Genomic DNA, 24,046 nt, shown 5'->3' with positions numbered 1-24,046 from the left:
GCGGCCATCGACGCAGGATCGAGAGGCTCATCCCGCGGGGCGGGCCGAAGCACGACATCAGGGGGAGGACAGGATGAAGGAACAGGTGCTCGTCGCCGGCGCGGGGCCGGTAGGCCTGACAATGGCCTTGGAACTGGCCCGCTACGGCGTCCCGGTGCGGATCATCGACAAGATTCCCGAGGCGGCCCACACGGCTCGGGCCGTCGCGGTGTGGCCGCGCACGCTGGAGCTGCTCGACCGCTCCGGGGCGGCGGCGGACATCCTCGCCATGGGCAACAAGGTCACCATCGCCAACATCCTGTCGGGAGGTCGTCCGGTGGCCTCGCTGTCGCTCGAACACGTCCCCTCACCCTATCCGTTTGCGCTGATGGTGCCGCAGTACGACACCGAAGCCGTGTTGCGGCGTCACCTCGCCGCTGACGGCGTCACGCCGGAGCTCGGCGTCGAGCTTCTCGGTTTCGAGCAGGACGAGGATGGCCTCTCCGCCCACCTGCGGGAGCCCGACGGCACGGAGCGCACCGAGCCCTATGCCTATCTGGTGGCCTGCGACGGCGCGCATAGCGTGGTGCGCCATCAGCTCGGCCTCGACTTCCAGGGTGACACCCTCGGCCTCGACTGGACGCAGGGTGATTTTCACCTCAGCGGATACCCCTTCCCCTCCTCGCAGATGGCCATCTTCTGGCATGAGGACGGGCCGCTGCTGTTCTTCCCCATGGCGCCCGACCGCGCACGCATCATCACCAGTCTCGGCCCCTCGACCGAAACGCCGCCCGTCGCGCTGGACCAGCAGGCGTTCCAGACGATGATTGACGCCCGCGGCCCCGGCGGCATCACACTCACCGGGACGGAATGGGTCAGTGCCTTCCGCATCAACGAGCGGCAGGTGGAGAACTATCGGTCCGGGCGGGTCTTCCTCGCCGGCGATGCGGCTCACGTCCACAGCCCGGCCGGCGGACAGGGCATGAATACCGGCATGCAGGACGCCATCAATCTGGCGTGGAAACTGGCCCTCGTGATCCGCGGCCTCGCCGGCGCGCCGGCGCTGCTCGATAGCTATGACCTGGAACGCCGCCCGGTCGGCGCGCTGGTGATCGCGGCTTCGGGGCGCATGACGCGGATCGGCACCCTGGCGGACCACACGCTGCAGCACGTCCGCGACTTCGTCGCCCATGTCCTGATGGGGCTGTCGCCGGTGCAGCGGACCATCACGGGGCTGATGGCGGAAGTCTCCATCGGCTATCCCGACAGCCCGCTCAACGGCCCCTTCCAGGGCGAAGCGAAGGCCGGCGCGCGGGTCGCGCCGGTGGCGGGCGACACGCCGTTCGGCGCGGGCGACGCGCCGCTGTTCACCGCCTGCGGCGGAAGCGGCGCGGCCGAACTCGCCGCGCGCTTTCCCCGGCTCGTGGCGGCAGCGTCGCGTCCGTCCGACGGCGGAGCTTTCCTTTCGCTGGTCCGGCCGGACGGCTACCTCGCAGCCCAGGTGGAGGATGCGGACTGGCAGGAACTCGTCCCCTATCTCCGGCGGATCGGCGCGGAGCGGTGACCGCCCGTCGCGTGAAACCAGCCCCGAAGGGCCGCGGCGGGCGAAACGACCGCCCGCTCCATAGCTGAAAGAACCGGCGCCGTTGCAGGCGTTTACCGCGCCATTGCGGTGAGCGGGACGTAACGCGGCGTCCAGACCTTGGCGCGCAGGCGCTGCTGGATCTGATCGACCGCGACGTCGGGGGCGGCGCCTTCCCGGTGCGCCTGCATCGCGACCGCGAGGGCGACGTCTGCCGCGACGTCGCGCAGGGCGCTCACCGGAGGCAGGAGATTGTGCTTCGGGTTGTTGCGCGCCGGCGACGCATCGGCCAGCGCCTTCGCCGCCGCCATGAACATGCCGTCCGTCACGCGGCGCGCGCCGACCGCCAGAACGCCGAGGCCAACGCCGGGAAAGATATAGGAATTGTTGGTCTGGTCCACCTTGAAGCGGGTGCCGTCGCGCAGGAGCGGGGGAAACGGGCTGCCGACGCCCACCAAAGCCCGCCCGCCGGTCCAAGCCTCGATATCCGCCGGCGTCGCCTCTGCGCGCGAGGTCGGATTCGACAGCGGAAAGATCACCGGCCGGTCGTTGCACTCGGCCATGGCGCGGACCACCGGCTCGCCGAAGGCGCCCGCCAAGCCGGAGACACCGATCAGCACGGTCGGCCGGGCATTGCGCACCACGTCCAGGAGCGCAATCCTGTCGGGATGTTCGAGCGTCCAGCCTTCGATGGCCCGCCTGCTCTGCACGAAGGGGGTCTGGAATGGCGCCAGGCCGGACATGCCGTCCATCAGCAGCCCGTCACGATCGATCATGAAGAAGCGCTGTGTCGCCTCGCTTTCCGACAGGCCGGCCTCGCGCATGGCAGAGCGGATCAGGCCGGCGATTCCGCAGCCGGCCGAGCCGGCACCGAACACCGCCACCCGCTGCTCGGTCAGTGGCACGCCGGTGACATTGATGGCCGCCAGCAAGGTGCCGGTCGCCACGGCTGCCGTGCCCTGGACATCATCGTTGAAGGTGCAGAGCCGGTCGCGATAGCGCTCCAGCAGGCGCGTCGCATTGCTCTTGGCGAAATCCTCCCATTGCAGAAGGACCTTGGGCCAGCGCCGGATGACGGCGGAGACGAAGGCCTCGATGAAGTCGTCATACGCCTGGCCCCCGACCCGCTCGTGACGCCACCCCACATAGAGCGGGTCGGCGAGGCAGTCGGCATTGTCGGTCCCGACATCGAGCAGGATCGGCAGGGTGGTCGCGGGATGCAGGCCGCCGCAGCCGGCGTAGAGCGCGAGCTTGCCGATGGGGATGCCCATGCCGCCCGCCCCCTGGTCACCCAGCCCCAGGATGCGCTCGCCATCGGTCACGACGATCGCCTCCACCACGTCGAAGCGCGGTTGCGCGAAGATCTGGTCGAGCCGCGACATGTGGGGAATGCTGAGGAAGAGCCCACGCGGCTTGTGATAAAGGCGGCTGAACTGCTGACAGCCGGCACCGACGGTCGGCGTGTAGACGATGGGCAGCAGCTCTTCCAGGTTCCCGACCAGCGTCGCGTAGAACAGGGTCTCGTTGGTGTCCTGCAACTCGCGCAGGAAGGCATAGCGCTCGAGATCGGTCTCGAACTGGCGCAGCGACTGGAGGGCGCGGGAGATCTGCTCGTCCAGGGTCGAGACATGCGGCGGCAGCAATCCGTGCAGATGGAAGGCGTCGCGCTCTTCCTCGGAAAAGGCGGTGCCCTTGTTGAGCTGGGGATCAGCCAGCAGTTCGTATCCGCTCAGCGCGGTAGCCATTGATGCCGTCGCCTCAGACATGAAAATCTCTCCTACCTCTGCCCGGCGCGCCGCAGCTCGATGAAGGTTTCCGGCCCATAATGCAAGGTGTTGCGTGCGTAATAGGGCGGCACCTGCATGTCGAACTGGGCGTGCCCGTGGCTCACGTCGCTGCGCAGGAGATCGGTGCGGCTGGCGATGTCGAGGACGAGCCGCTCACCCGGCTTTAGCACCACGGGCTGCGGCGTGAGGCTGAAGCGGAGCGTCACCGGGACGCCGGGCGTGAGGGGCTCGGGCTGGTCGATGTCGATGGCGATCTCGGTCGCAGTGGAGCGCGCCGCGTCGAGCCTGCGGCAGGCGGGGCGGATCGCCCCCATGGAGAGGATCTGGTAGCCGCCGTCAGCGAAGACGACGCCGGTGCGGGCCACCACGTGGGAATCGATCTCGTTCGAGCTGAAGGAGAGGCTCACGGTCACGGGCCCGGTCAGCTCCATCTCCTCGTCAACCGGCAGCTCGAAGGTGAGGCGCTGGCTCTCCACCGCCTCGAAGCCCGCCGTCACGATGGCGCCCAGCGGCACCGCCGCCCATCGGTTCGTCCCGCCCTCGCCCGGCGCGCGATCGAGGCGATGGGTTGCGGCGTCGGCGCCATTGGAGGCCGGGAAGAGGCGGAGTGGAGTGCTGCCGGGCAGCGGCCAGTCGGAAGCGCTGCGATAGTCCTTCGCCCCTTCCGTCCAGTATCGCACCCGCGGCTGGGCGGCATAGCCGTTGTCCGCGCCATAGACGAGACTGTCGAAGAAGGCGAGCGCCTCCAGCTGCCACGCATAGACCGGCAGGTCGTAGGCCGCGGGGCCGATGATGAGCCAGCGTTGATCCTTCGGCGTGCCGGCATTCTCGAACAGATCGTAGGCGCCGAACTGGTGCAGGTTGAGGTAACCGGCATTCTGCACCACCACGAACGGCACCGGGATGTCCCCGAGCGCGCCGGACGGGCCGGCGGGCAGCACGCTCGTCGCCCGCGTCTTGCCGTCGAGCATGAGGCCGGCGAACAGGCGGCGCGTCTGCGGCGTCGGCACCTGCCGCTGGAACGCCTTCATGATCCGCGCCATGCGTTTCTTCACTTGCGGCCACCACAGGTGCTTCAGGGACGAGTTGGTGATGTGGCTCACGACCGCGCGCAGCAGCGGCGGCAGATGCAGTCTGAACTGCAGGGGCGTGAAGTTCGCCCCCATCCAGAGCGCGAAGAAATCCGGCTGCGGCGCGCCGCCGAACATGGCGATGTGGCGGAAGAAGTCCGTGCACATCTCGTTGGTGAAGAAGCCCTTCAGGGCCGGCGGGCGAAGCCGCGCTACCTGCGGCTGGGCCAGCCCGTAATAGGAGGTGCCGAACAGCACGACCTGCCCGTCGCACCACGGCTGGGCGGCGGCCCATTGGATGACCCTGGCGTGGTCCTCCACATCAGTATCGTTGAGATAGACGGCGTCGGCGCCGCCCGAGCGGCCCATGCCGCGCCGGGTGACGATCACATGGGCATAGCCGCGGTCGGTGAAGACCGGCGGGCTGCCGGTCTCGTTATTGCCGGCAGGCACGCCGGCGGCCTGCAATTCCTTGGAATAGGCCGCGAAGCAGATAACCGCCGGCCAGCGGCCCGGCGCCTTCGGCACATAGACATCGGCCGCAAGGCTGATGGATGGGGCGACCTCGACCATCTGGTCCGCGAGGACGCGGCAGCCGAGCCCCGACTTCGCCGCGGGCCCCGGCGTCCAGCCGGCGAGTTGCGCGCCGAACAGGCCGCCCTTCGGCGCGACGAGATTGTCAAAGAAGCCCGGCTTCCCGGTCTTGGCCGTCATGCGCGTTCTCCCCCGGTTCCAGGCCCGCCGCGTCAGGTCGCGGCACGGGGCGTCCTACAATTGCGCGATGTCGAGGCCGGTCTTCTTCTGCGCCGCCAGCCGCATCTCCCGCACCACCCATTTCTGCCTGTCATCCGGGATGAAGAAGCCGCCGATGCCGGACGAAAAGAGCAGATCGAAGACCCGCTCCGTCACCGCGGTGAGCGCCTGCTCCAGGTCTTCGCCGGCCTCCGGCTTCGGGGGCACCATGATGACGATGGTGTCTTCCACCTGCTCGATGATCTCGATCTTCAAATCCGGGCCCGGCGTGTAGCCGAACTCGGCGCAGACCACCCCGACCGGGTCGGCGAGGAGCTTCGCGCGATAGTCGGGATCTGTGGCGATGCGCTCGTAATTCTTCTCGACGAAATCGGCGTTGCTCACGGCTGATCTCCCAGGGTGCGGGCCGCGTTGCGCAGGGCCAGCAGCTTGAATTTGGCGGCGACGGGCACGAGCCAGATGAACAGGCCCTGGCTCGCCCAAAGGTCCATCTGGTTCAGCGGCGCCGGCGGTGGCGGCGCATGGGGCGCGCGGGCCGGCGGAATGGTGAAGTAGACCCGGTCGCGCCGCTGCACCACCACCTTCACCTTGACGCCGGCCGGCACCTCCACGCCCATGGACTTGAGCGCCCCGGCAGGGTCGCTCTCCACCTGGGCGGCGAATTGATCGTCCGTCCACACGCGCCTGGTCAGCTCCTTCTCGAAATCTCCGGACACGGATGTCTCCTTATATTCCGCTTCGATGGGGATGCGGCGGGGCAGTGCCGCGCCGCCGCCGGTTCACGGCTCGCGATTGATGATCAGGAAGCTCGGCCCTTGATGGGCGAGCGCGCGGGCGAGCACATCGCCGACGCTCCCGACAGCGTCGATCCTCTCGACGCGCGCGCCGAACCCCTCGGCAATCTTCTCAAGGTCCACATCGGGATCGCTGAAGTCCAGGCCGACAAAGTGCGTGGTCGCGATGGTCGTTCCCATCACGTTGCACCACAGGTCCTTCAGCAGCCTGTATTCGTTGTTCACGAAGCAGATGAAAATGGACGGAATGGCGTATTTCGCCGCCGTCCACAGCGCATGGATCGAGAACAGACTTCCGCCGTCGCCCACGAAGCAGACGGCGTGCTTGCCGCTCGCCAGGCCGATGCCGACGCCCAGCGGCAGGGCCCAGCCCAGCCCGCCGCCGCGCGGCGAGAAATGGACGTTCCGGAACCCCAGGCTCACCGCCATATCCTGCACGATGGCGTCCTCGGACGACCCTTCCGTGATGACGTGGGTGGACCGGTCGAGATGGCGCAGCACAGCCAGGATCAGCGCATCGCTCGCGCGCGGCCCCAAGCCGGGATATTTCGCATCCAGAGCCGCCTCGTCGACCGCCCGCGCGGCGGCTTGCGCCGTGTCGGCGCCGAGCGCTGTCGCCAGCGCATCGAGTGTCGCGTGGATGTCGCCAAGCACGGCCATGTCGCAGGGAAAGTCGAAGCCCAGCTGGCTGGCCGCCGGGGCGATCTGGATGACCTGCAATTCCGCCGGCAGCGCCTGGAGGCCGTCGTAGGTGAAGCTGTCCACCTTCTCGCCGATCAGCAGCAGGGTGTGGTAGCGGCCCAGCGTCTCGTTGATCGCCTTCGTGGTGGGCGGAAGCTGGCCGCGGAAGTTCGGATGCAGCGGATCAACCGTGCCCTGCACGTGGAAGGGGGCGGCATAGATGTCGGCCCCGAGCGTGCCGGCGATGCGGCTGACGGCGTCGATGCCGTGCGCCGCGCCCACCGCATAGTCGGCGACGATGGCGAGCTTGTCCCTCGGCACCGCCGCGAGTGCGCCGGCCACCTCGCCGATGGCGTGCGGCACCACGTCCTCGACGATGCGCGTCTTCTTGAAGGTCGTGTGCCCGGTTGCCTCCAGCATGAAGTTCATGGGGATGGAGAGGAAAACGGGACCGGTCGGCTGCAGCCGCGCGTGCAGGTAGCAGCGCTGCAGGGCGACGGCGAGATCATCCGTGCGGGTCACCTCATAGGCGTATTTGGTGGCGGTCTGCGCCAGTTGCACATTGGGCGCGCCCAGCACCGGATTGTGGATCAGGAAGCGGGAGTCCTGCTGCCCGTTGATGACCAGCAGGGGCACCCCGGACATCAGTGCATTGCGCATGTTGAACATGCCGTTGGCGAGGCCCGGATAGGTATGGAGGCTGACGATGGACGGCTTGCCGGTGATCAGGGCATAGCCCGCAGCAATGCCGACCGCGCTCGATTCATGCAGCGCCAGGATATAGGTGGCCTGCGAGGCCGCCACGGCCGCGAGGAAGGTCGTCTCCGTCGTCCCCGGATTGCCGAAGACGAAGGGAATGTCATAAGTCTCGAGAAAATCCTGGATGAGCTCGCCGCCGGTCCGTGTCGTCATGGTTCTCCCCCAAAATGATCTTGCCGCAGCATTCCGAGCGGCTCGGGCCGCAACTGGCATGCGATATTGTCAGCCGTCGCATCGGATGCGGCTTGGTGCATCGTTCTGTCCGCGCGGCATCCAGTGCGCGCATTTCGTGGTGCGCCCGATCCCGGGGTTGAAGGTGTTGCAAGGATCGAGCGCCCTGAAATGGTCGACCATTGCGGGCTTCGCGAAATAAAGGTGCCCCACATTGTGCTCGGCGGGATATTCCGCGCCGCGCTTGTCGAGGAGCTTCCACATGGCGTGCTCGATCTCCTCGCAATTGCTGCCCTTCGCGACGATATAGTCCTGATGGAAGACGTGGCAGAAGAAGTGGCCGCAATAGAGCTTGCGGATCATGTGCTTGTCGATTTCCTCGGGCAGCGTCTCGAACCAGTTCTCGTCGTTGCGGCGCAGCGCGATGTCCAGCGCAACGATATCCTCCACCTCCCTGTCGTGCACCGCGCGGTAGCGGATGGCGGCGCCGGCGGCGGCGAAGCGGTGCAGGAAGGCCTTGTCGCCTTCATCGGGCGTGCACTCGAAATAGTCGCTGGTCTGCGAAGGGAAGATCGACTTGAGGTAAGCGCGCGCCTCCGCGATCCCGTCATCGCCCATCTTCAGAAGAAGATAGTGCTCGAAGCGGTCGCGATAGTCGGTCATTCGCTTGGGTAGATGCTTGGGGAAGAGATGGCTCAGGGCCTGCAGCATCTTGGCGCTGAGGTTCTTCGGCAGGAACGCGATCCGCCGGCAGAAATTGTCGAATGCCGCTTGGAGCGCGAACAGCCGCGGGATCATGTCGGTGCCGAGATAATGGATCACCAGGAAGGTGTCCTTGCCGTAGACCTCCGCGCAATCGAAGGAGTCCCGGTGCATGTACTCGCCCTCGATGGGCAGCGTCTTGAAGCTCTGGAGGATGTGGCGGCGGATGCTTTCGAGCTCGCCCGTGTCGTTTGAGCCGATGTAGAAGACCACCTGCTCCTTCTCTTTCGGGAAAGTGTCGAGGCGCACCGCCATGAGCATCACCTTGCCGGCGCTGCCGGAGGCCTCGAACAGGCGGCGCGGATCGGCATTGAAGCGAGACGGGGTTGCCGCATCCACGTCGCGCACATGGTCCGCATAGTCATGGTCGGAGGCGGCGCGGGCGGGGTCGTTGACGATGTCGGCGGGTGTGAACGCCCCCGACTCCAGCTTTTCGAGGATGGTCTCCGGGTCGTTGCCCAGCGCGATACCCAGGTGATTGACGAGATGCAGCCCGCGCGCCTCGTCCAGCCGCGCGAACAAGGCGAGCTGGGTGAAGGCCGGGCCACGATGGATCAGGGCGCCGCCGGAATTGTTGCAGACGCCGCCGAACACCGACGCGCCGATGCAGGACGAGCCGATGACCGAGTGCGGCGCGCGGCCGATCTTGTCCAGCGCCTTCTCCAGATGGAACAGGGTCGTGCCCGGCAGGCACACCACCTGCCTTCCATCGTTAATCAGGTGCAGGCCCTCGATACGCATGGTGTTGATGAGCACGATGCCGCGGTCGTAATCGTCGCCGTCGGGGGTCGAGCCGCCGGTGACCCCGGTGTTGGCAGACTGCATGATGACGATCTTGTCCGCCGCGACGCAGGCCTTCAGAACGCGCCACTGCTCCACCAGCGAGCCGGGCCGCACCACGGCGACCACCGGCCCGGAGCCGAACCTTATGCCGGTGCGAAAGCGCCGCGTCGCCTCCGGGTTTGTCAGGACATGCGACCGACCGACGATGTCCTGCAGGACCGCGATGAGGCCCGCTTCATCCGCGATCGTCTTTTGTCCGGCAGCGTCGCGCATTGGGACGCTCAAATCGAGAAATGCAGCGTCCATGGCGACAGGTCTCCCTTACGTCACCTCTGGCTATCGGCCGCGTGCGGCAAACGGCCTGATCTGGCGATCGTCCCTGAAATAGATCCGTCGGTGGCTGATGGGCCGCCCGGCGTGTGCTTATGAGACGTCAGCCTATCTCTACAGCATTGGGACGCACATCAACAGAAGTGGTGAGGTGCCCAAGATTGTTGTTCGGGTTGAAAGAAGAGCTGTGGACCGGGGTCAAAACGCTTCAGCCGCATCCCGGTAGTCGGTATGCGTTGAAAGGGCAGCGATTCTCTGGCATCTTCCGGATACCTTCAAGGCTGAACCAGCGTGAAAGACACGGAGCGCGAGCTCGCCGATTGCGTCGGCGCCATCTACCAGGCCGGTGCCGGGGACGGCAGTTGGCTGGATGTCGGCGAGCGCATTTGCCGGATCATGGGCGCCCGGCGCGCCGTGCTGAACCTCGGTGGACCCGGCGGGCCGCGCAACCTCCTGATGCCCGCCGACGGCAGCGAGACCGCATATTCGGCCTATTTCCACGCCAGCGACCCCTATGCCGCCAAAGCCCGCTACGACTTTGCGACAGCGCGGGCCTACCACCTCGGACGCGCGAAACTTGGCGCCGAGCTGGTCGCCGAGAATGACTTCCTGCACAGTGAGTTCTATTACGACTTCGCCAGGCATCACGAGCGTCGCCACATGATCGGCGGCATGGCCGGCATCACCGAGGCCACCCCGATTCTGGTGGCCCGCGGCGACGACGCCGGGGCCTTCGAGGAAAACCATGTCCGGCTGCTCATGACCCTGATGCCACATGTCCAGCGCGCCATCGAGCTGCGCGCGCGGCTGGGGCGGGAGGACGAGGCGGGCGCCCTGACACGGGCCGCCCTGGACGCGCTTCCCGTGGGCGTGAGCGTCGTCGATGCAGGTCTGAAGATTCGCTTCATCAACGATATTGCCCGCAGGTACCTGGCCGGGCCCGATTCCGGGCTGTTCTCCCTGCGCTCGGGCCCTTACGCCGGCAGTGGTGTCTATCTCGCCGCCATGTCCCGCGAAGAGGCCGGCATGCTCCGTAAGCGCGTTGCCTCCGCCACGTCAGGGGGCTCCGGGGGTGCTATGCGTGTCACCTCGCGCAACGGTGCCATCGCCGCGCTGACGGTCGCCCCGGCGCCGCTGGGCCTTGCCAATGACGTGAGAGGCCGGGACGAAGGCGACGCCAGGGACCCTTTGGCTCTCATCCTCCTGCGGCCGCTCAACCGCAAGGTGGTGCCGCAGGCGGACATGCTGAGCGAGATGTTCGGCTTCAGCCGGGCCGAGGCTGAGGTCGCGGTCGCGCTCACCGGCGGCGCCAGCGCCGAGGACGTGGCGCGCGGACGCGGCGTTTCTCTCATGACCGTCCGCAGCCAGATCCGCTCGATCCTGGGCAAGTCGGAAGCGGACAATCTGCGCGACTTCGAGCGCACAATGGCGACCCTCGGGGCACTGGTGCCGCAGCTGCGCTGAAGGATCTTCGGCCCGCCCCGTCCGTCGGTGATGGGTCTTTGGACGACGCCACCGAAAGCACCGTCGACGCCAAATGTTCAGGCGACCTGGAGGCTCTGGTTCCCGCATAGACAGTTCTGACGATGAGGCGGCGGGCCGGGCTGGCTAGTCTGCCGTCAATCGAACCGGGACCGGATGCGCGCAATGCAACAGCACGTCACCCCTGCGCCAGGCAGGCGCATGATCGCGCCGCTCACAGACCTGCGCCTTTATATCGAGGCTCTGCGCGCCCTCGGGGAAATCCAGGAGATCGACGCGCCGGTCTCCCTCGACCTGGAGCTTGGCGCCATCATCCGGCGCTGCATCGAGACCGGGGCGCCGGCGCCCCTGTTCAACGTTCTCTCCGACCACCCCGGTCGCTTCCGCATCCTTGGTGCTCCGGGCGGCGCCAGCGCGCAGCCCGGCATGGAGCTCGTTCGCGTTGCCGTCGCGCTGGAGCTGCCGTCGACCACGGGCGGCCTTGCGATCGCCGAGGCCATTGCCGCGAGCCTCGACAGGCCGGCGATCGACCCGGTGGTCGTGGACGACGCGCCGGTGTTCGAGAACGTCGTCACCGGCGCCGCGGTGGATCTCACCGCGTTGCCCGTGCCGCTGCTGCACTATGGGGACGGCGGTCGCTATCTCAACACCTTCGGCTGCATCGTGGTCCGCACGCCGGACGGCGCCTGGACCAACTGGTCCATTGCGCGAATGATGGTGATCGACGGCGATCGCCTCTCGGGGATCGTGGCGCCGGAGCAGCACCTCGGCATGGTGGCGAAGGCCTGGGCGGATCTGGGCAAGCCGATGCCGTTCGCGCTGGCGCTCGGCGTCGAGCCTGCCATTCCCTTCATCTGCGGCATGCCGTTGCCGGCCCATGTCGACGAGGGCGGGCGCCTTGGCGCGTTGCTCGGGCGCGCCATCAGGACCGTGCGATGCAGGACGGTCGATCTTGAAGCTCCCGCCAGCGCGGAGATCCTGATCGAAGGGCATCTCCATCTCGACCAATTGGTCGAGGAAGGCCCCATGGGCGAGTTCGCCGGCTATATCCCGTTGGATACGCAGATGCGCCGGCCGACCTACCGGGTCTCCGCCATCAGCCATCGCGACAACGCGATCCTTCCGGTCGTCGTCGCCGGCGAGCCGGTGGAGGAGAACCATACCGCCTGGGGCCTGCCGAGCTCGGCGCAGCTCCTCCATGAGCTGCGCAAGGCCGGCATCCCGGCCAGCACGGCCTGGATCCCGCTGCAGTCGGCGCTGCACTGGCTGGTGGTCACCGTTCCGCGTGACTGGCGCCGTCGCAGCGGCGTCGGCGAGAGCGAGGCGCTCTGCCGGCGCATCGGGCAGGCGGTGTTCGCGAGCAAGGCGGGGGCGGTGATCCCCAAGATGATCGTGCTCAATGACGACGTTGATCCGACCGACCTGAAGGAATTGGTCTGGGCCTTCGCCACGCGCTGCCATCCCCTGCTCGGCCATGTTGTGTTCGACGATGTCGAGGGCGCGCCGATGCTGGCCTATCTCCGCAAGAGCGAGAAGGTTTCTGGCCATACAGGCAAGATCGTCTACAACTGCCTTGCCCCGGACGAATGGGGCGAAGCCCTGCCGATGCGGGCATCGTTCCGCCACGGCTATCCGGCGGACATCGTCGACCGCGTGCGTCGGCGCTGGAGCGAGTACGGGTTCACGTAAACGTCGCGATCCACCCCACGTCAAAAGCAGCCAGTCCGGGCATCAGCCCGCCGCCGGAGAGAGGAAAGCCATGACCGACGCATTCGAATCCACCCATCCGGCGGAGATCGCCGCCTTCGTAGGCAAACACATCATCTATACTTATGCCAATGGCTGGCAGTATGAGATGTACTTCAAGAACGAGCGCACCATCGACTACCGCGTCCATGGCGGCATGGTCGGCGGGCGCTGGGTGAAGGGCCAGGAGGTCCACATCGTCCGCCTTGCCGACGGTGTGTACAAGGTCTCCTGGCACGAGCCGACGGGCACCTGCGTGAGCGTCGCCTACAATCTCCATGAGAACCGCGCCCATGGCGCCACCTTCTTCCCGCGCTGGATCGAGCAGGAACCGAAGAAGATCATCGGCTTCCAGAACGAAAAGATCGACCTGATGCGCCAGTATCGCGACGCGGGGCCGACCTATCCGACCATGCTCGTCGACGAGTTCGCCGACATCACCTTCGTGGAGGATTGCGGCCGCGACGACGAGAGCGTCATCGCCTGCGCGCCGGAAGACCTGCCTGCGGGCTATGCGACGCGACGCAACGTGGGCTGATGGGCGCCGGCGGCCGGACGCGATAAAGAGGTTCGAGAGTGGGTGTCTGCGACCTTAATCGTCGTCAAGTCGCGATGCTCGGGGTAGCCTTGGCCGCGACACGGCGCGCTCAGGCGGAAGCAAAGACGAGATCCCCAATGCTCTATCCGGGCGAGGAGTTGACCGAGGCGGCCGGCTATCCGGCTCTGGTGCGGTTCGAACCGGGGCGCGAGGGCCTTCCGGTCGTGGTGTTCGTCACAGGAGGAGGAGTGCTCGGTCGCATCGCCTATGGACCGCCCGGGGGAAGGGCCGCCGATTTCCTTTGTCATTGGCTGCATGAGGAAGGCTTCCCGTCGCTGGTCCTGTCCTATCCGATCGACAACAGGGATGTGTTCGACGCCGCATTCCCGCAATTTTCGGTCATCGACTGGGCGGAGCAGAGCGCTGAGATCATCGCTCGCTACATGGACCGCAATGGCCTGCCGGCCAACGCCATCGTGCTCGGCTGGAGCATGGCAGGGCGGATTGCGGAGCCGCTTCATGCCGCGCTGCGAGGCAGAGGAAAGGGCATCGAGCTTTTCATCGCGATGGCGGCCGCAACGGCGCTTCCCAATACCCTGCCCGGTCTCGACCACCTGAAGCCAGCCGCAAGCGGCCTCGCCGCGATCAGGGGCGCCTACCTCGACTGGCTGCTCCAATGTCTCGCGGATCAGAACGCGGCCGCGGGCCGCCCCTGGACTATCTCATCCGCTGGCGCATGGTGCTCGCGGCGGAACGGCTCAAGCGAACGAACGACAGCGTCGGGGCGATCGGCTTTTCCATCGGCTATGAATCCGAAGCGGCCTTCAGCACAACCTTCCGGCGGGTCGTCGGCTCAGCGCCGGGAAAGTTCCGACGCGACGACGCTCCCTGAATCTTCTCTGCCGCGCGCCGTGTCCGCTGACCGCTCTCCGATCAACGGGTCGAAGTCGAACTTGCGTGTCATTCCACCGGAGGGATTTCGGCCTCCCGTGCCAAAGCAGATTGGACGGACGCCCGCGCGCCGATCCGGTGCTGGTAGAGCGCAATCGCCGGCCAACGGTCGAGGTCGATCGAAAAGCCTTTCATCCAGCCGAGCACGGTGAAGAGATAGGCGTCGGCGACCGTGAAGCCGTCGCCCACCAGATAATCCCGAGATGCGAGGTTCACCTCGATGAAGTCGAGGCGCCGGAACAGCCGGTCCCGGAAGATCACCAGCGCCTCCTCCGGCAAGGCTCGATTGAACAGCGGGCTCGATCCGGCATGAACCTCGCTGGTAATGAAGTTGAGCCATTCCTGGAGCCGAACCCGCGCCAGCGTACCGGCGGCCGGAGCCAATTCCGCCTCCGGCTTCAGGTCGGCCAGATACTGAACGATGGCCGGCCCTTCGGTCAGAACCTCGCCGGTCTCGAGTTCGAGCGCCGCGACATAGCCCTTCGGGTTGATGGCGAGGAAGTCCTCGCCTGCGGATGTGCGTTTCGTCCGGTTGTTCACGCGGACGAGCTCGTAGGGCAGTCCGAGCTCCTGAAGCACGATGTGCGGCGAGAGCGAACAGGTGTCGGGGGCGAAATAGAGCTTCATCGTCGGGGCCTCGCTGAGGGGGTAGATCGCCACCCACATTGGCAGGTCCCATGACATAATAAAAATTACTCACATGTTTTTCTGGTATAAGCTCACCTACTATGAATCTGACCCAGCTCCAGAGCCTGATCGCCGTCGCCGAGGCCGGCAGCTTCACCGCAGCTGCGGACAAGCTCGGCGTCACCCAATCGGGGATGAGCCAAGCCCTGGCCGCGCTCGAAGAGAGCCTGGGAGTGAAACTGCTCTTCCGCCAGCCACGGGGTGTCGAGTTGACCGCCTTCGGAGAGCGCGCGCTCGACCATGCGCGTACGGCCCTTTCGCATCTGGAGGCGATCGAAAGGGAGGCGATGGCACTGATCGGCGAGGAGACCGGCGCCATCCGTCTGGCGGGGTTTCCAAGCGTCTTCGCCACGGTCCTTCCGCCTTTGCTTCGGCGTTTTCGTACGCTCCATCCGGGCATCGACCTCGTGCCGCTCGAAACCGACGACATCGAAGTGGAGGCTTGGCTCGCGGCGGGATCGATCGACCTCGGCGTCGTTCTCAACCCGTCTCCGGCAAGACATGCCGTTCCGCTCGGGCGAGATGCCTGGGTGCCGATCCTGCCGGCGGCGCATCCCCTGTCACGGCGGACTTCGGTCTCGTTGGCCGAACTGGTGGCAGCGCCCTTCATCCTCGCCACCGGCGGATGCCATACGAACGCCCGCTCGCTTGCCGACGCGGCTGGATTGACGCTTGAGAACGTTGAGATCGAGGTGCGCGACTGGTCGAGCGCGATTGCCCTGGTTCGGGAGGGCGCGGGTGTCAGCCTCGTGCCGGAATCCACCCTGCCGGAACAGCACCGCGGCTTCCGGGTTTCGAAACTCACTTCACCGCTGCATCGCGAGTTCGGGCTCGTCGCCTCGCCGGTGCGGCCACTCTCGCGAGCCGGCAACCTATTTGTCGAACTCGCTCGGCGCCTGACCAACGCAGCGGGCGGATAGCGAAAGCTGTCTCGCCGAGTTTGTCGCCTGTTTCCAAACTCAAGCCGGGGCATAGGCTTTCCTCATGACGTTCTCGATGCCCGTTCCGGCGCGATCTGATCGACAACGGTGAAGGTCAGGCCGGTCCAATATTCGCTCGCGTCGACGATCGCGATGGATCGTTCCGCCTCCTCGATCGCGGCATGACCACCGGACAACAGGAAGCTCTCGACATCCTTCATGGAAGCGAAGGCCATGAGCGTCACACCATCGATCCGGCTGGCTACGGGGTGGAAGAAGGGCGCGCCCGCTGTGACGGGACCGATGTTATGCAGTTGGACGTAGCGCTTCACGAGACGCTGCGTATCGGCCTGGCCGACCACCAGTTCGGCATGATCGTGCAGCCAGCGGCGCTGGAAGGTCTCGCGGTCGAGATCATCGCGCCGGATATGCGTCTTGATCAGGACGATCGAGTCGTCACCAACCGTGTTCGGCATGATGATGAACTGGCGGGCGAGCACCGGTCCGAGATCCCGGAAGATGGCCTGATCCTCGGGAAGGATCTTGCGACGAACACGCTCAGCACCGAGAACCGTGCCGAGATCGTCGAGCCCCGCGAAGTTGAGATACGCGACCCCGTCCCACTCAGGACGTCGGTAGGGCTCGACGTGACCGACGATGGTCTCGAACAGGCGACCGTCCGCGTCGAGCGGTGGCTGGTAAGGCGGCGGGTTCAGGCTCGTCGGTCCCGACGCCACGCGGTGAATCTGATCGTAACGCAGCAGCCGCTCGATGGTCTTGCGATCGTCCGGCTCGTCGGGATGGAGGAAGCGTGGGCCATGCACCTTGCGCCAATAGTCCCCCCATGTTTCGAAACTGAGATTGGGGTCGGGTTCGGACGCGTTGGCAACCGGATCGGCGCGCAGCAGGAACGAGAACAGCACCGTCAGCGGAGCGGTTCGAGCGTCGGGCTCGGTTGACGTGGACGGTGCGATAGAGGCGGTCATCGGGCGTATTCCTTTGCAGCGAAGGGAACGGATGGCGGAAGCAGAGAGCGCAGCAGCGCGACGAGGCCGCAGGCGGCACTGGTGAGGCACACGCCGGCCCAGCCGTAGCGGCTCCAGGCCCAGCCGCCGACGAGCGCACCGATTGCCATGCCGATCATGGCGGCGGTCATCAGCAGCCCGTTCAGCCGGCTGCGCGCGGCGGGGTCGATCGTCGTGACGATGGTCTGGTGCGAAACCAGCGCGGCCATGACGCCGAGGTCGAACAGCACCGCTCCAGCGATCAGCGCGGCGATCGAATGCGGCAAGACCAGCATCAGGGTGAAGGCAAGAGCGACCAGCAGACAGCCGAGGCGGATCGCGATGGCAGGCCCGCGGGCGTCGGCGAGCCGTCCGAACAGGGGCGCGCCGAAGGCCCCCGCCGCGCCGGCCAATCCGAAGGCGCCGGCCACACCCGCACCGAGATGGAGCGGCGGCTCGGCCAGCATCAGCGCCAGAGTGGACCAGAAGGCGCCAAGCGTTGCCGCCAGCAGGCCTTGCGTCGCCAGAGCCTTGCGCAACACGGCATGTCGCTCGACCAAGGTGGCGAGACTCAGGAGAAGAGCACCATAGGAACCGCTGGCGGTCGCCGGCTGGAGCGGCAGCCAGCGCCAGACCGCGAGGCCGACCAGCGCCACCATGGCGGCGGCCAAGGCGTAGATCGCTCGCCAGCCGAAGAGATCGCCGACGACACCGCCCAAGGTGCGCGACAACAGGATGCCGCAGAGTAGGCCCGTGGTCACAAGCCCGATGGTGCGCCCCCGCTCATCCGCCGTCGCGAGGTGCGCCGCCATGGGCACGAAGTCCTGGCCGAGGCTGCCGAGCAGTCCGACGGTAAGGCTGACGGCGAGAAGCACGGAAAGGTTCGGGGCAAGCGCCGTCACCAGCAGGGCAAGCACGAGCAGGATCGACTTGGTAAGGACGAGCCGCTTGCGGTCGATGAGATCGCCGAGCGGGGCCAGCAGCAGCATTCCAAGGGCATAGCCGGCCTGGCTCACCGCAGGGACGAGGCTTGCCGGCTCCGATCCGATGCCGAAGGCCTCGCGTACCAGCGGAACCACCGGCTGGATGTAATAGACATTGGCGACGCCGACGCCGGCTCCGATCGCCAGAAGCCAGATCAGAGCCAGCGGGATCGACCGCCTCTCTTTGTCTCTGCCGGTGGAATGTGATGGTCCTGGCATGGCGCCGCTCCGTGGGATGCGGGCCGGACGACCCTACCCGGAGCATTTTATTGGCGACTGTAGTGGTGATAAATCGCCTCGTATGGCAAAATGAGTTGACTGATAGTCGTCAATAGGTCGCGATGATTTCCGCCGAACATCTCAGTGGCATAACAGCCTTCGTCCAGGCCGCCGACGCGGGCGGATTCACGCTGGCGGCGGAGAGGCTCGGCCTCTCGAAATCCGGTATCGCCAAGAGCGTGGCGCGGCTCGAGGATCGGCTCGGAGTTCGATTGTTCAACCGAACAACACGTCGCTTCGCGCTGACGACCGAAGGTCAATCCTTCTACGAGACCTGCGTGCGCGTCCTGGCCGACCTGGAAAACGCCGAGGCGGCACTCAACGCCCATCGCCTGCGGCCGCGCGGGCGCCTGCGGATCGATCTGCCCGTGGTGTTCGGCCGACGATGGGTGCTGCCCGTGCTCCTCGACATTGGCGCGCAGTATCCGGAACTGTCGCTGGAAGTCTCGCTGACCGATCGGCGGATCGATCCGATTGACGAAGGCATCGACCTCGTGATCCGCATCGGCGATCTCGATGACAGCTCCACACTCGTCGCCAGAAGGTTGGGTGTGCAGCAATCGGTGCTCTGCGCCAGCCCCGATTATCTCGACAGGCACGGGCGCCCCACCTCGCTCGATGATCTCAGCGCTCATGCCTGCGTCGTCTTTGGCCGTGGCGGACAGTCCTTGCCGTGGTGGTTCCTGGATGGGAAGGGTGCGCCCATGGCGAAGCCCGTCTCCGGACGGCTCTCGTTCAACCACAGCGAGGCCATCTGCGATGCGGCCCTCGCCGGCCAAGGCATTGCGCTCCTCTCGACTTGGCTGATTGCCGACCACTTACGCGACGGGCGTCTTGCGCAGGTGCTGCCGGCGGTGACGACGCGAGGCTTTCCGATCCACGCTCTCTGGCCGCAGACCAGGCAGATGAGCCCGAAGGTGCGCGTCGTGGTCGACGAACTGGTGAACCGCTTTTTGCCTGAGCCGCCGTGGGATCGCGACAGATGAGCTTTCGCTCCAGCTTTCCCGGTGTTGAGATCAGATCTCCAATCCCTTCTGCCGCCCCAATTGCCACGACACCGATCCACCCCGCACGATGCCGGACACTTCCTTGCCGAGCTGGCGGTCGATGACCGGCCGCCGGGGAACCAGTGTGAACTCGTGGCTCTGCTCGACGATCGCGAACTTGCCGCTTGATAGCTGCACGGTTCCGGTGAACTTTCCCCGCGATGGCTTCGCCATCAGCCGCGGCTCGGAACGGCAGCGATTTCTTGGCTGCCAGCTCCTCACCCGCGCGGGCAACCTCGCGTTCCTGAAGCGTGGCGATCAGGTTGCGCCGATAGACGACGCGTCCGTCGGATTGGCGGACAGCGTCGCCGTGGTCGATCAGCGCCTCGCGTCGGCGCGCCATCGCCTCGCGCACCTGTTCGCCGAACCCTGACGCTGACAGATCCGACTCGCCCGCGCCCACCAGCCGCCGGTCGAGCCAGGTCGCACCGTCTGATCCGATCTGGCGTTCGAGGTCGAAAGTGGAAAGGATGCGGATATTGGCGCGGGCACTATGCCCGGCATCATAGCCGGCGGCGCGCACCTCGAAATCTGCCGGGATGCGCCATTGATCGCCGTCGATCCGCTCGGCGATCCCGGCGCGGCGCAACGCCTCCAGCCGACGGACATGGGCATCGACGAAGCCCTCATAGTCCCCACCCGGCACACGACCGTCGAACCGAGCCTGCTCCAGATGGCGGCTCGGCCGATAGATGCCGTCTTCGGCCACCCACGCGCCATCCTCATCGCGGCCCTCTCGTTTCCGCTCGGGCCACGAACAGACCGCCCGACTGCGGCACGTTCGCGGAGAGATCGCGCACCGGCGCTGCAGCCGGAGTGTCGCCCGATCGCTCAGCGGAGATGGCACGCGATCAGATTGCCGAACTCGACATCAAAGGCTCACCCGGCTGGGGCTATGGCCTCGGCTTCTCGATCCTGCGCGATTCAACGGCGGCTGGCGTAACCTAGTCTCCCGGCACTTGGCGCTGGGGCGGAGCCTATGGCCATAGCTGGTTCGTCGATCCCATCAGAGGCCTGACGCTGGTCGCCTTCACCAGCACCGCGCTCGAAGGCATGTCGAATGGCGGACGCTTCTCCGCCGACCTCAGCCGGGCACTTTATGCCGCGATCGGACCATAGGGCGGAGCGACCCCTCCGAATATTTCGCCATCGCCGCCGTTTCCCGCACGCTAGCGTTCAATGCCTTCAACGTAGGAGCAAGATGCATCACCTTGGTCGCAGTCATTCCACAGCGATCGAAGGCGATCGACATGAAACGCGAGCAGACAATTTCACAAGAAGATTCAGCCTTGGCCTCCGACACGGCGCAGCCATCCGCTAGCGAGCCTGTCGCGAGCGGCCCGAAGCGGTTTCAGCCACCCGCTGATCTGTTCAAGCGCGTGATCCGTCGCCCGGAGCTTGCGTTCAATCCGCATGTCAAATCCAACTCAGTAGTTTTAATTTGCAACCGCACTAGACCCGACGACGCTTCCGTTTGCTTGGCCCATCGACACCTGGAGATCGTTCACCGATGCTGGGGAACAGAGATTGCCGCGCGCTCAGGTCTGCTGGATGAAATCCGTGATCAGCCTGCCGACTTTGTCTGGGGCGTCTTCGAGGCAGTAGTGACCGACGCCGGCCAGGCGCTGCACGGGCGCGGACGGAAAGATTTGAGTGAAGAGCGGCAGAAAATGCTCGGCGTGGAGCGTCCGGTCTGCCTCACCCCAAATGGCAATGGCAGGTCTGGAGCGAATTGCCCGATCGGCGGCCGCGTCGGGCGTCTCGAACCGGTGCGCTCCGGTCGCAAAGCCCTTGGCCCAGCCGATTGCGCCGAGACACTCGGCAGTACTTGCGAAAGGCGACCCGTATGCGTCGAGCCAGGTGTCCGTGATCAGAGTGTGGTTTTCGAAACCGTTGAGCTTCAGCGTGCTCAGGATATTGAAGCCGAGCTGTCCCAGGACCGGTTCGAGACTGCCGTCCGCCTCTGCCTTCGCGATCCATTGGAACCACGGCGACACGCCGGCATTCGCCGTGACTCGTTCGACAAGATCGGCCTGGCCAAACGGGGTCGGCCCGTTGGTCGAGATCACGCGTTGAATGCGATCGGGATGGCGGGCGGCGAGCCCCATGCCGACAGGGCCGCCAAAGTCATGCATCACGAGGGTGATGTCGTTCAGATCGAGCGAAAGAACGAAGCGCTCCAGATTGTCGATGTGATCCTGCAACCAGTACGACCGGTCCGGCGGCGTATCGCTTTTTCCGAAGCCCATATGGTCCGGGACGACGACGCGGTGTGTTGCGCTCAACACGGGAATCAGGTGGCGGAACAGGTAGCCCCAGGTGGGCTCACCGTGCAGGCAGAGAACGACCGCTGCTCCGCGGGGCCCCTCATCGACATAGTGCATGCGATAGCCGGGGACATCGGTGAAATGCGGCGCGTAAGGGAAGCTGCTGCCGAACGTGGCATCGGCTCTGGTCATCGATGTCTCCAATCCCGGAGCCTGCGCAAGCTGACGTCCGGAGTTTCAAGTTAAAACCAAGCTTGTTGATACCGCTTGAGGTTTCAACTTGCAACCACTATATCTAGCGAAAGCCGCGATCTTCCCGATTTCGATGGGAAGGGGGACGCGGGAGATCGAGCGGGGGGAGCAAGTCACGATGGTCAAGCGAGTCAGCCATAAAGACTCGATGTGCGGTGTTGCCAGGCCGTTGGATGCAATCGGTGACTGGTGGTCGTTGTTGATCGTTCGAGATGCTTTCGATGGCTTGCGCCGGTTCGGAGAGTTTCAAAAGAACCTAGGACTTGCGAAGAACGTCCTCGCGGCGCGACTGCGCAACCTCGTCGCCCACGGCATTATGGACACCGTCCCGGCGTCCGACGGCAGCCCCTACCAGGAATACGTGCTGACAGAAAAGGGACGCGGCCTGTTTCCGCTCCTCGTCGCTCTCAGGCAGTGGGGCGAGGACTTCTTCTTTGAGCCTGACGAGGCTCATGTCCTGCTGGTCGATAGGAAGAGCGGCCTTCCGGTGCGGAAGCTGGAGCTTCGTTCCCAAGACGGGCGGGTTCTGGGGCCCGAAGATACTGTCGTCCGTCCGCCGACGAGTTCAACACATGCTTGGCGATGAAACTGCGCTCTCGCGTAGCGACGAACCTTCATCTGAATGGCTAATCAGGTATTCGAACAAGCATAGGAATCGGTATCCTATGGAATTTCCGTGGTCCGCTAGGCAGCAATCTCCGGACTTCCCTTGAGTGTGCACCGAACGCCGGTCAGGCGGACGACCTTGGATGCCACCTCTCCCTGAAGCGTCAGGAGACTCTTGCCATTCAGGTGGGCCGATAAGGCTGCCTCGTCTGCGTAGAGCTCGTACAGAATAAGCGTGGTCTCGTCCTCCACTGGGATCAAAACCTCAAATGCGATAGCCCCCGCCTCTTCCTTCAAACACCGCGTGCGGTGACGAAGGACGGCCTCAAGCACTTCTTCTCGTTTGCCCGACTGGGCGATAATTGTTCCGATGATGGCAAGCTGGGTCATTTCCGAACCTCTATCCGTTAGCGGCATCAAAAAGCGCATCGGGCGGTGTCTCCGCGGTGGCCGTCCGAAGTCGTGGACCGGACCAGCAACCGCCGCACAATTCGCGGCCTTCGATACGACGTCTCATCGCCCGTCGAGGAAGCCGACGACAGCGGTCAGGAAGGCTGCCGGATCCTCAATCATCGGCGCTTGCCCCAGAGTCGCGATTGTCGAAGGCGATGGTCCTGAATTTCTCGTCGAGCGCCGGCCGGAACTGGGCCCAGAGGCCGCGATCCGCCGATGTGCCGGCAATGAGCAGGAGATCGGGACCGTTGCCCGAAACATCGTATGCGAGTTGGACGCCGTGGTTCGTTACGAATGGCATGGCATTTCCCCCTGGCCTCAAAAGCGGACGACGAGCTTGCCGAAGTGGCGGCCGCTCGCGAGTTCGTCATAGGCCGCCCCCGCCTCGTCGAACGCGAAGCTCCTGTCGATGACCGGCTTGATGCGGTGCTCGACGAGGAAGGCGTTCATCGCCTCGAACTGCTCGGCCGAGCCGACATTGATGCCGTCGATGGTGCCGTTGATCTGCTGAAGACGAATGAGGTTCGAGCGCGGTCCGAAGCCCGTGAAGACGCCGATCTGGGCAATGTGCCCCCAGGCCGCGAGCGCACGTAGCGAACGGTCGAAGGTGTCCGGCCCGCCGAGCTCCAGGATGTGCGAGACGCCGAGCCCATCGGTCAGTTCGCGCACCGCGACGTCCCAGTCCGGCGTCGTGCGGTAGTTCACCGTTGCGAAGGCGCCGAGCGCTTCGGCCCGCTTGCGCTTTTCGTCGGAAGACGACAGCACTATCGTCCTCGCCCCCACGGTGCTCGCGATCTGCAGTCCGAAGAGCGCGACGCCGCCGGTGCCCTGAACCAGAAGCGTGTCGCCGGCTGCGATGCCGCCGCGGACCATGAGCGCCTGCCAGGCGGTCAAGGCCGCGCATGGCAAGGTGGCGGCCTCCTCGAAGCTCAGCTCGTCGGGAATGCGCACCAGCGAGGCTTCGGGAACGGTGATCAGATCCGCGAGCACGCCATCGGTGTCGCCACCGCCGAGGGCCGCTCGCCCATATGCCTCGCGATAGGGACCGGCTACCCAGTCCCGATAGAAGATCGGCGCCACGCGATCCCCCTCGCGCCAGCGCGTCACGCTCTTGCCCGTCGCCACGACTCGCCCCGCGCCGTCGGAGAGCGGAACCAGCCCTTCACGCACGGCTCCGAGTTGACCGCGTAGGACGAGCAGGTCGCGGTAGTTGAGGCTCGCGGCTTCCACCCTCACCAGCACGTCGCCCTGCCCTGGCACCGGCGCCGCATCCTCGACCTGGTTGAGACGGCTACCGCCATCGGTCGGAACGAGCCGGTAAGCGCGGTGTGTGACTGATGGCGATACGGCAGCTTTGGTCACGGTCTTCTCCTTGCGAGGA

At 65.7% G+C, this 24,046-nt stretch carries 20 protein-coding genes and 2 pseudogenes; 8 read left to right on the top strand and 14 right to left on the bottom strand.

Annotated features, from left to right (window positions below; translation table 11 throughout):
• The first annotated feature begins 73 nt into the window (after positions 1-73).
• Complete coding sequence (locus C7450_RS18430; RefSeq protein WP_110375897.1) at positions 74-1,543, top strand: FAD-dependent monooxygenase; 1,470 nt, start codon at positions 74-76, stop codon at positions 1,541-1,543.
• Positions 1,544-1,635: 92 nt separating this feature from the next.
• On the opposite strand, the gene C7450_RS18425 is transcribed toward C7450_RS18430, so the two are convergent.
• The 6 genes from C7450_RS18425 to dld form a co-directional block, all read right to left on the bottom strand.
• A complete protein-coding gene (locus tag C7450_RS18425) occupies positions 1,636-3,327 on the bottom strand; it encodes an NAD-dependent malic enzyme (protein WP_110375896.1) in 1,692 nt (563 codons plus the stop codon).
• Between the two features lie 11 nt (positions 3,328-3,338).
• Positions 3,339-5,132 carry a CocE/NonD family hydrolase gene (locus tag C7450_RS18420; RefSeq protein WP_110375895.1) on the bottom strand — a complete coding sequence of 598 codons (1,794 nt, stop codon included), beginning with the start codon at positions 5,130-5,132 and terminating at the stop codon, positions 3,339-3,341.
• 54 nt (positions 5,133-5,186) lie between these two features.
• A complete protein-coding gene (locus tag C7450_RS18415) occupies positions 5,187-5,555 on the bottom strand; it encodes a hypothetical protein (RefSeq protein WP_110375894.1) in 369 nt (122 codons plus the stop codon).
• Entirely contained in the window at positions 5,552-5,887 is a 336-nt protein-coding gene (locus C7450_RS18410; protein WP_245449896.1) for a hypothetical protein, read from the bottom strand. Before C7450_RS18410 ends, C7450_RS18415 begins: the two co-directional genes overlap by 4 nt.
• Positions 5,888-5,950: 63 nt before the next feature.
• Positions 5,951-7,558, bottom strand: a complete 1,608-nt coding sequence (locus C7450_RS18405; protein ID WP_110375892.1) for a thiamine pyrophosphate-binding protein — start codon at positions 7,556-7,558, stop codon at positions 5,951-5,953.
• A gap of 69 nt (positions 7,559-7,627) precedes the next feature.
• On the bottom strand, positions 7,628-9,427 hold the full coding sequence (gene dld, locus C7450_RS18400) for a D-lactate dehydrogenase (protein WP_425351229.1): 1,800 nt from the start codon (positions 9,425-9,427) through the stop codon (positions 7,628-7,630).
• A gap of 315 nt (positions 9,428-9,742) precedes the next feature.
• On the opposite strand from dld, the gene C7450_RS18395 reads away from it, so the two are divergent.
• From C7450_RS18395 to C7450_RS18375, 4 genes are all read left to right on the top strand, one after another.
• The gene (locus C7450_RS18395) at positions 9,743-10,915 is read left to right on the top strand and encodes a PAS domain-containing protein (protein WP_110375891.1); all 1,173 of its coding nucleotides are present in this window, start codon (positions 9,743-9,745) and stop codon (positions 10,913-10,915) included.
• Positions 10,916-11,098: 183 nt separating this feature from the next.
• Entirely contained in the window at positions 11,099-12,622 is a 1,524-nt protein-coding gene (locus C7450_RS18390) for a UbiD family decarboxylase (protein WP_170147307.1), read from the top strand.
• Between the two features lie 70 nt (positions 12,623-12,692).
• Positions 12,693-13,217: a phenolic acid decarboxylase gene (locus C7450_RS18385; protein ID WP_110375889.1), complete on the top strand. Its 525-nt coding sequence runs from the start codon at positions 12,693-12,695 to the stop codon at positions 13,215-13,217.
• A gap of 676 nt (positions 13,218-13,893) precedes the next feature.
• Complete coding sequence (locus tag C7450_RS18375) at positions 13,894-14,109, top strand: helix-turn-helix domain-containing protein (RefSeq protein ID WP_110375887.1); 216 nt, start codon at positions 13,894-13,896, stop codon at positions 14,107-14,109.
• A gap of 68 nt (positions 14,110-14,177) precedes the next feature.
• Here C7450_RS18375 and gstA read toward each other — a convergent pair whose 3' ends face one another.
• Positions 14,178-14,795, bottom strand: coding sequence for a glutathione transferase GstA (gene gstA / locus C7450_RS18370; RefSeq protein ID WP_110376010.1), 618 nt, complete (start codon positions 14,793-14,795; stop codon positions 14,178-14,180).
• A 101-nt stretch (positions 14,796-14,896) separates the two neighbouring features.
• On the opposite strand from gstA, the gene C7450_RS18365 reads away from it, so the two are divergent.
• Entirely contained in the window at positions 14,897-15,775 is an 879-nt protein-coding gene (locus C7450_RS18365; protein ID WP_110375886.1) for a LysR family transcriptional regulator, read from the top strand.
• Between the two features lie 62 nt (positions 15,776-15,837).
• Here the strand turns inward: C7450_RS18365 and C7450_RS18360 are convergent, their stop codons facing one another.
• Entirely contained in the window at positions 15,838-16,761 is a 924-nt protein-coding gene (locus tag C7450_RS18360) for an EthD domain-containing protein (RefSeq protein ID WP_110375885.1), read from the bottom strand.
• On the bottom strand, positions 16,758-17,981 hold the full coding sequence (locus C7450_RS18355; protein WP_110375884.1) for an MFS transporter: 1,224 nt from the start codon (positions 17,979-17,981) through the stop codon (positions 16,758-16,760). The genes C7450_RS18360 and C7450_RS18355 overlap by 4 nt, the downstream gene beginning before the upstream one ends.
• Positions 17,982-18,103: 122 nt before the next feature.
• Between C7450_RS18355 and C7450_RS18350 the strand changes: the two genes are divergently transcribed.
• The gene (locus C7450_RS18350; protein ID WP_110375883.1) at positions 18,104-19,027 is read left to right on the top strand and encodes a LysR family transcriptional regulator; all 924 of its coding nucleotides are present in this window, start codon (positions 18,104-18,106) and stop codon (positions 19,025-19,027) included.
• Between the two features lie 30 nt (positions 19,028-19,057).
• On the opposite strand, the pseudogene C7450_RS34645 reads toward C7450_RS18350, so the two are convergent.
• Positions 19,058-19,796: pseudogene (locus C7450_RS34645) on the bottom strand (DUF3363 domain-containing protein).
• Between the two features lie 829 nt (positions 19,797-20,625).
• A complete protein-coding gene (locus C7450_RS18330; RefSeq protein WP_110375882.1) occupies positions 20,626-21,546 on the bottom strand; it encodes an alpha/beta fold hydrolase in 921 nt (306 codons plus the stop codon).
• A gap of 178 nt (positions 21,547-21,724) precedes the next feature.
• On the opposite strand from C7450_RS18330, the gene C7450_RS18325 reads away from it, so the two are divergent.
• Positions 21,725-22,192 (top strand): winged helix-turn-helix transcriptional regulator, encoded by a 468-nt coding sequence (locus tag C7450_RS18325; RefSeq protein WP_110376009.1) that lies wholly within the window; start codon positions 21,725-21,727, stop codon positions 22,190-22,192.
• Positions 22,193-22,290: 98 nt separating this feature from the next.
• On the opposite strand, the pseudogene C7450_RS18320 reads toward C7450_RS18325, so the two are convergent.
• The 3 genes and pseudogenes from C7450_RS18320 to C7450_RS18310 form a co-directional block, all read right to left on the bottom strand.
• Positions 22,291-22,695 (bottom strand): annotated as a pseudogene (locus C7450_RS18320) (putative quinol monooxygenase); the annotation flags it as partial.
• Positions 22,696-22,777: 82 nt separating this feature from the next.
• Positions 22,778-22,966, bottom strand: a complete 189-nt coding sequence (locus C7450_RS18315; protein WP_110375880.1) for an alpha/beta fold hydrolase — start codon at positions 22,964-22,966, stop codon at positions 22,778-22,780.
• Positions 22,967-22,983: 17 nt separating this feature from the next.
• A complete protein-coding gene (locus tag C7450_RS18310; RefSeq protein ID WP_110375879.1) occupies positions 22,984-24,027 on the bottom strand; it encodes a zinc-dependent alcohol dehydrogenase family protein in 1,044 nt (347 codons plus the stop codon).
• Positions 24,028-24,046 lie beyond the last annotated feature (19 nt).

The sequence above is a fragment of the Chelatococcus asaccharovorans genome (assembly GCF_003201475.1).
Taxonomy (GTDB): Bacteria; Pseudomonadota; Alphaproteobacteria; order Rhizobiales; family Beijerinckiaceae; genus Chelatococcus; species Chelatococcus asaccharovorans.
Note: the sequence above shows the minus strand (reverse complement) of the source record. Positions and strands in the feature narration are given on the sequence as shown.

Bases quoted from the DNA above. Each gene is read 5' to 3' on its own strand.
- C7450_RS18315 (WP_110375880.1), bottom strand. From the start codon at position 22,966: ATGCCATTCGTAACGAACCACGGCGTCCAACTCGCATACGATGTTTCG.
- C7450_RS18430 (WP_110375897.1), top strand. From the start codon at position 74: ATGAAGGAACAGGTGCTCGTCGCCGGCGCGGGGCCGGTAGGCCTGACA.
- C7450_RS18360 (WP_110375885.1), bottom strand. From the start codon at position 16,761: ATGACCGCCTCTATCGCACCGTCCACGTCAACCGAGCCCGACGCTCGA.
- dld (WP_425351229.1), bottom strand. From the start codon at position 9,427: ATGGACGCTGCATTTCTCGATTTGAGCGTCCCAATGCGCGACGCTGCC.
- C7450_RS18420 (WP_110375895.1), bottom strand. From the start codon at position 5,132: ATGACGGCCAAGACCGGGAAGCCGGGCTTCTTTGACAATCTCGTCGCG.
- C7450_RS18405 (WP_110375892.1), bottom strand. From the start codon at position 7,558: ATGACGACACGGACCGGCGGCGAGCTCATCCAGGATTTTCTCGAGACT.
- C7450_RS18350 (WP_110375883.1), top strand. From the start codon at position 18,104: ATGATTTCCGCCGAACATCTCAGTGGCATAACAGCCTTCGTCCAGGCC.
- C7450_RS18385 (WP_110375889.1), top strand. From the start codon at position 12,693: ATGACCGACGCATTCGAATCCACCCATCCGGCGGAGATCGCCGCCTTC.
- C7450_RS18330 (WP_110375882.1), bottom strand. From the start codon at position 21,546: ATGACCAGAGCCGATGCCACGTTCGGCAGCAGCTTCCCTTACGCGCCG.
- C7450_RS18325 (WP_110376009.1), top strand. From the start codon at position 21,725: ATGGTCAAGCGAGTCAGCCATAAAGACTCGATGTGCGGTGTTGCCAGG.
- gstA (WP_110376010.1), bottom strand. From the start codon at position 14,795: ATGAAGCTCTATTTCGCCCCCGACACCTGTTCGCTCTCGCCGCACATC.
- C7450_RS18365 (WP_110375886.1), top strand. From the start codon at position 14,897: ATGAATCTGACCCAGCTCCAGAGCCTGATCGCCGTCGCCGAGGCCGGC.
- C7450_RS18390 (WP_170147307.1), top strand. From the start codon at position 11,099: ATGCAACAGCACGTCACCCCTGCGCCAGGCAGGCGCATGATCGCGCCG.
- C7450_RS18425 (WP_110375896.1), bottom strand. From the start codon at position 3,327: ATGTCTGAGGCGACGGCATCAATGGCTACCGCGCTGAGCGGATACGAA.
- C7450_RS18375 (WP_110375887.1), top strand. From the start codon at position 13,894: ATGTCTCGCGGATCAGAACGCGGCCGCGGGCCGCCCCTGGACTATCTC.
- C7450_RS18355 (WP_110375884.1), bottom strand. From the start codon at position 17,981: ATGCCAGGACCATCACATTCCACCGGCAGAGACAAAGAGAGGCGGTCG.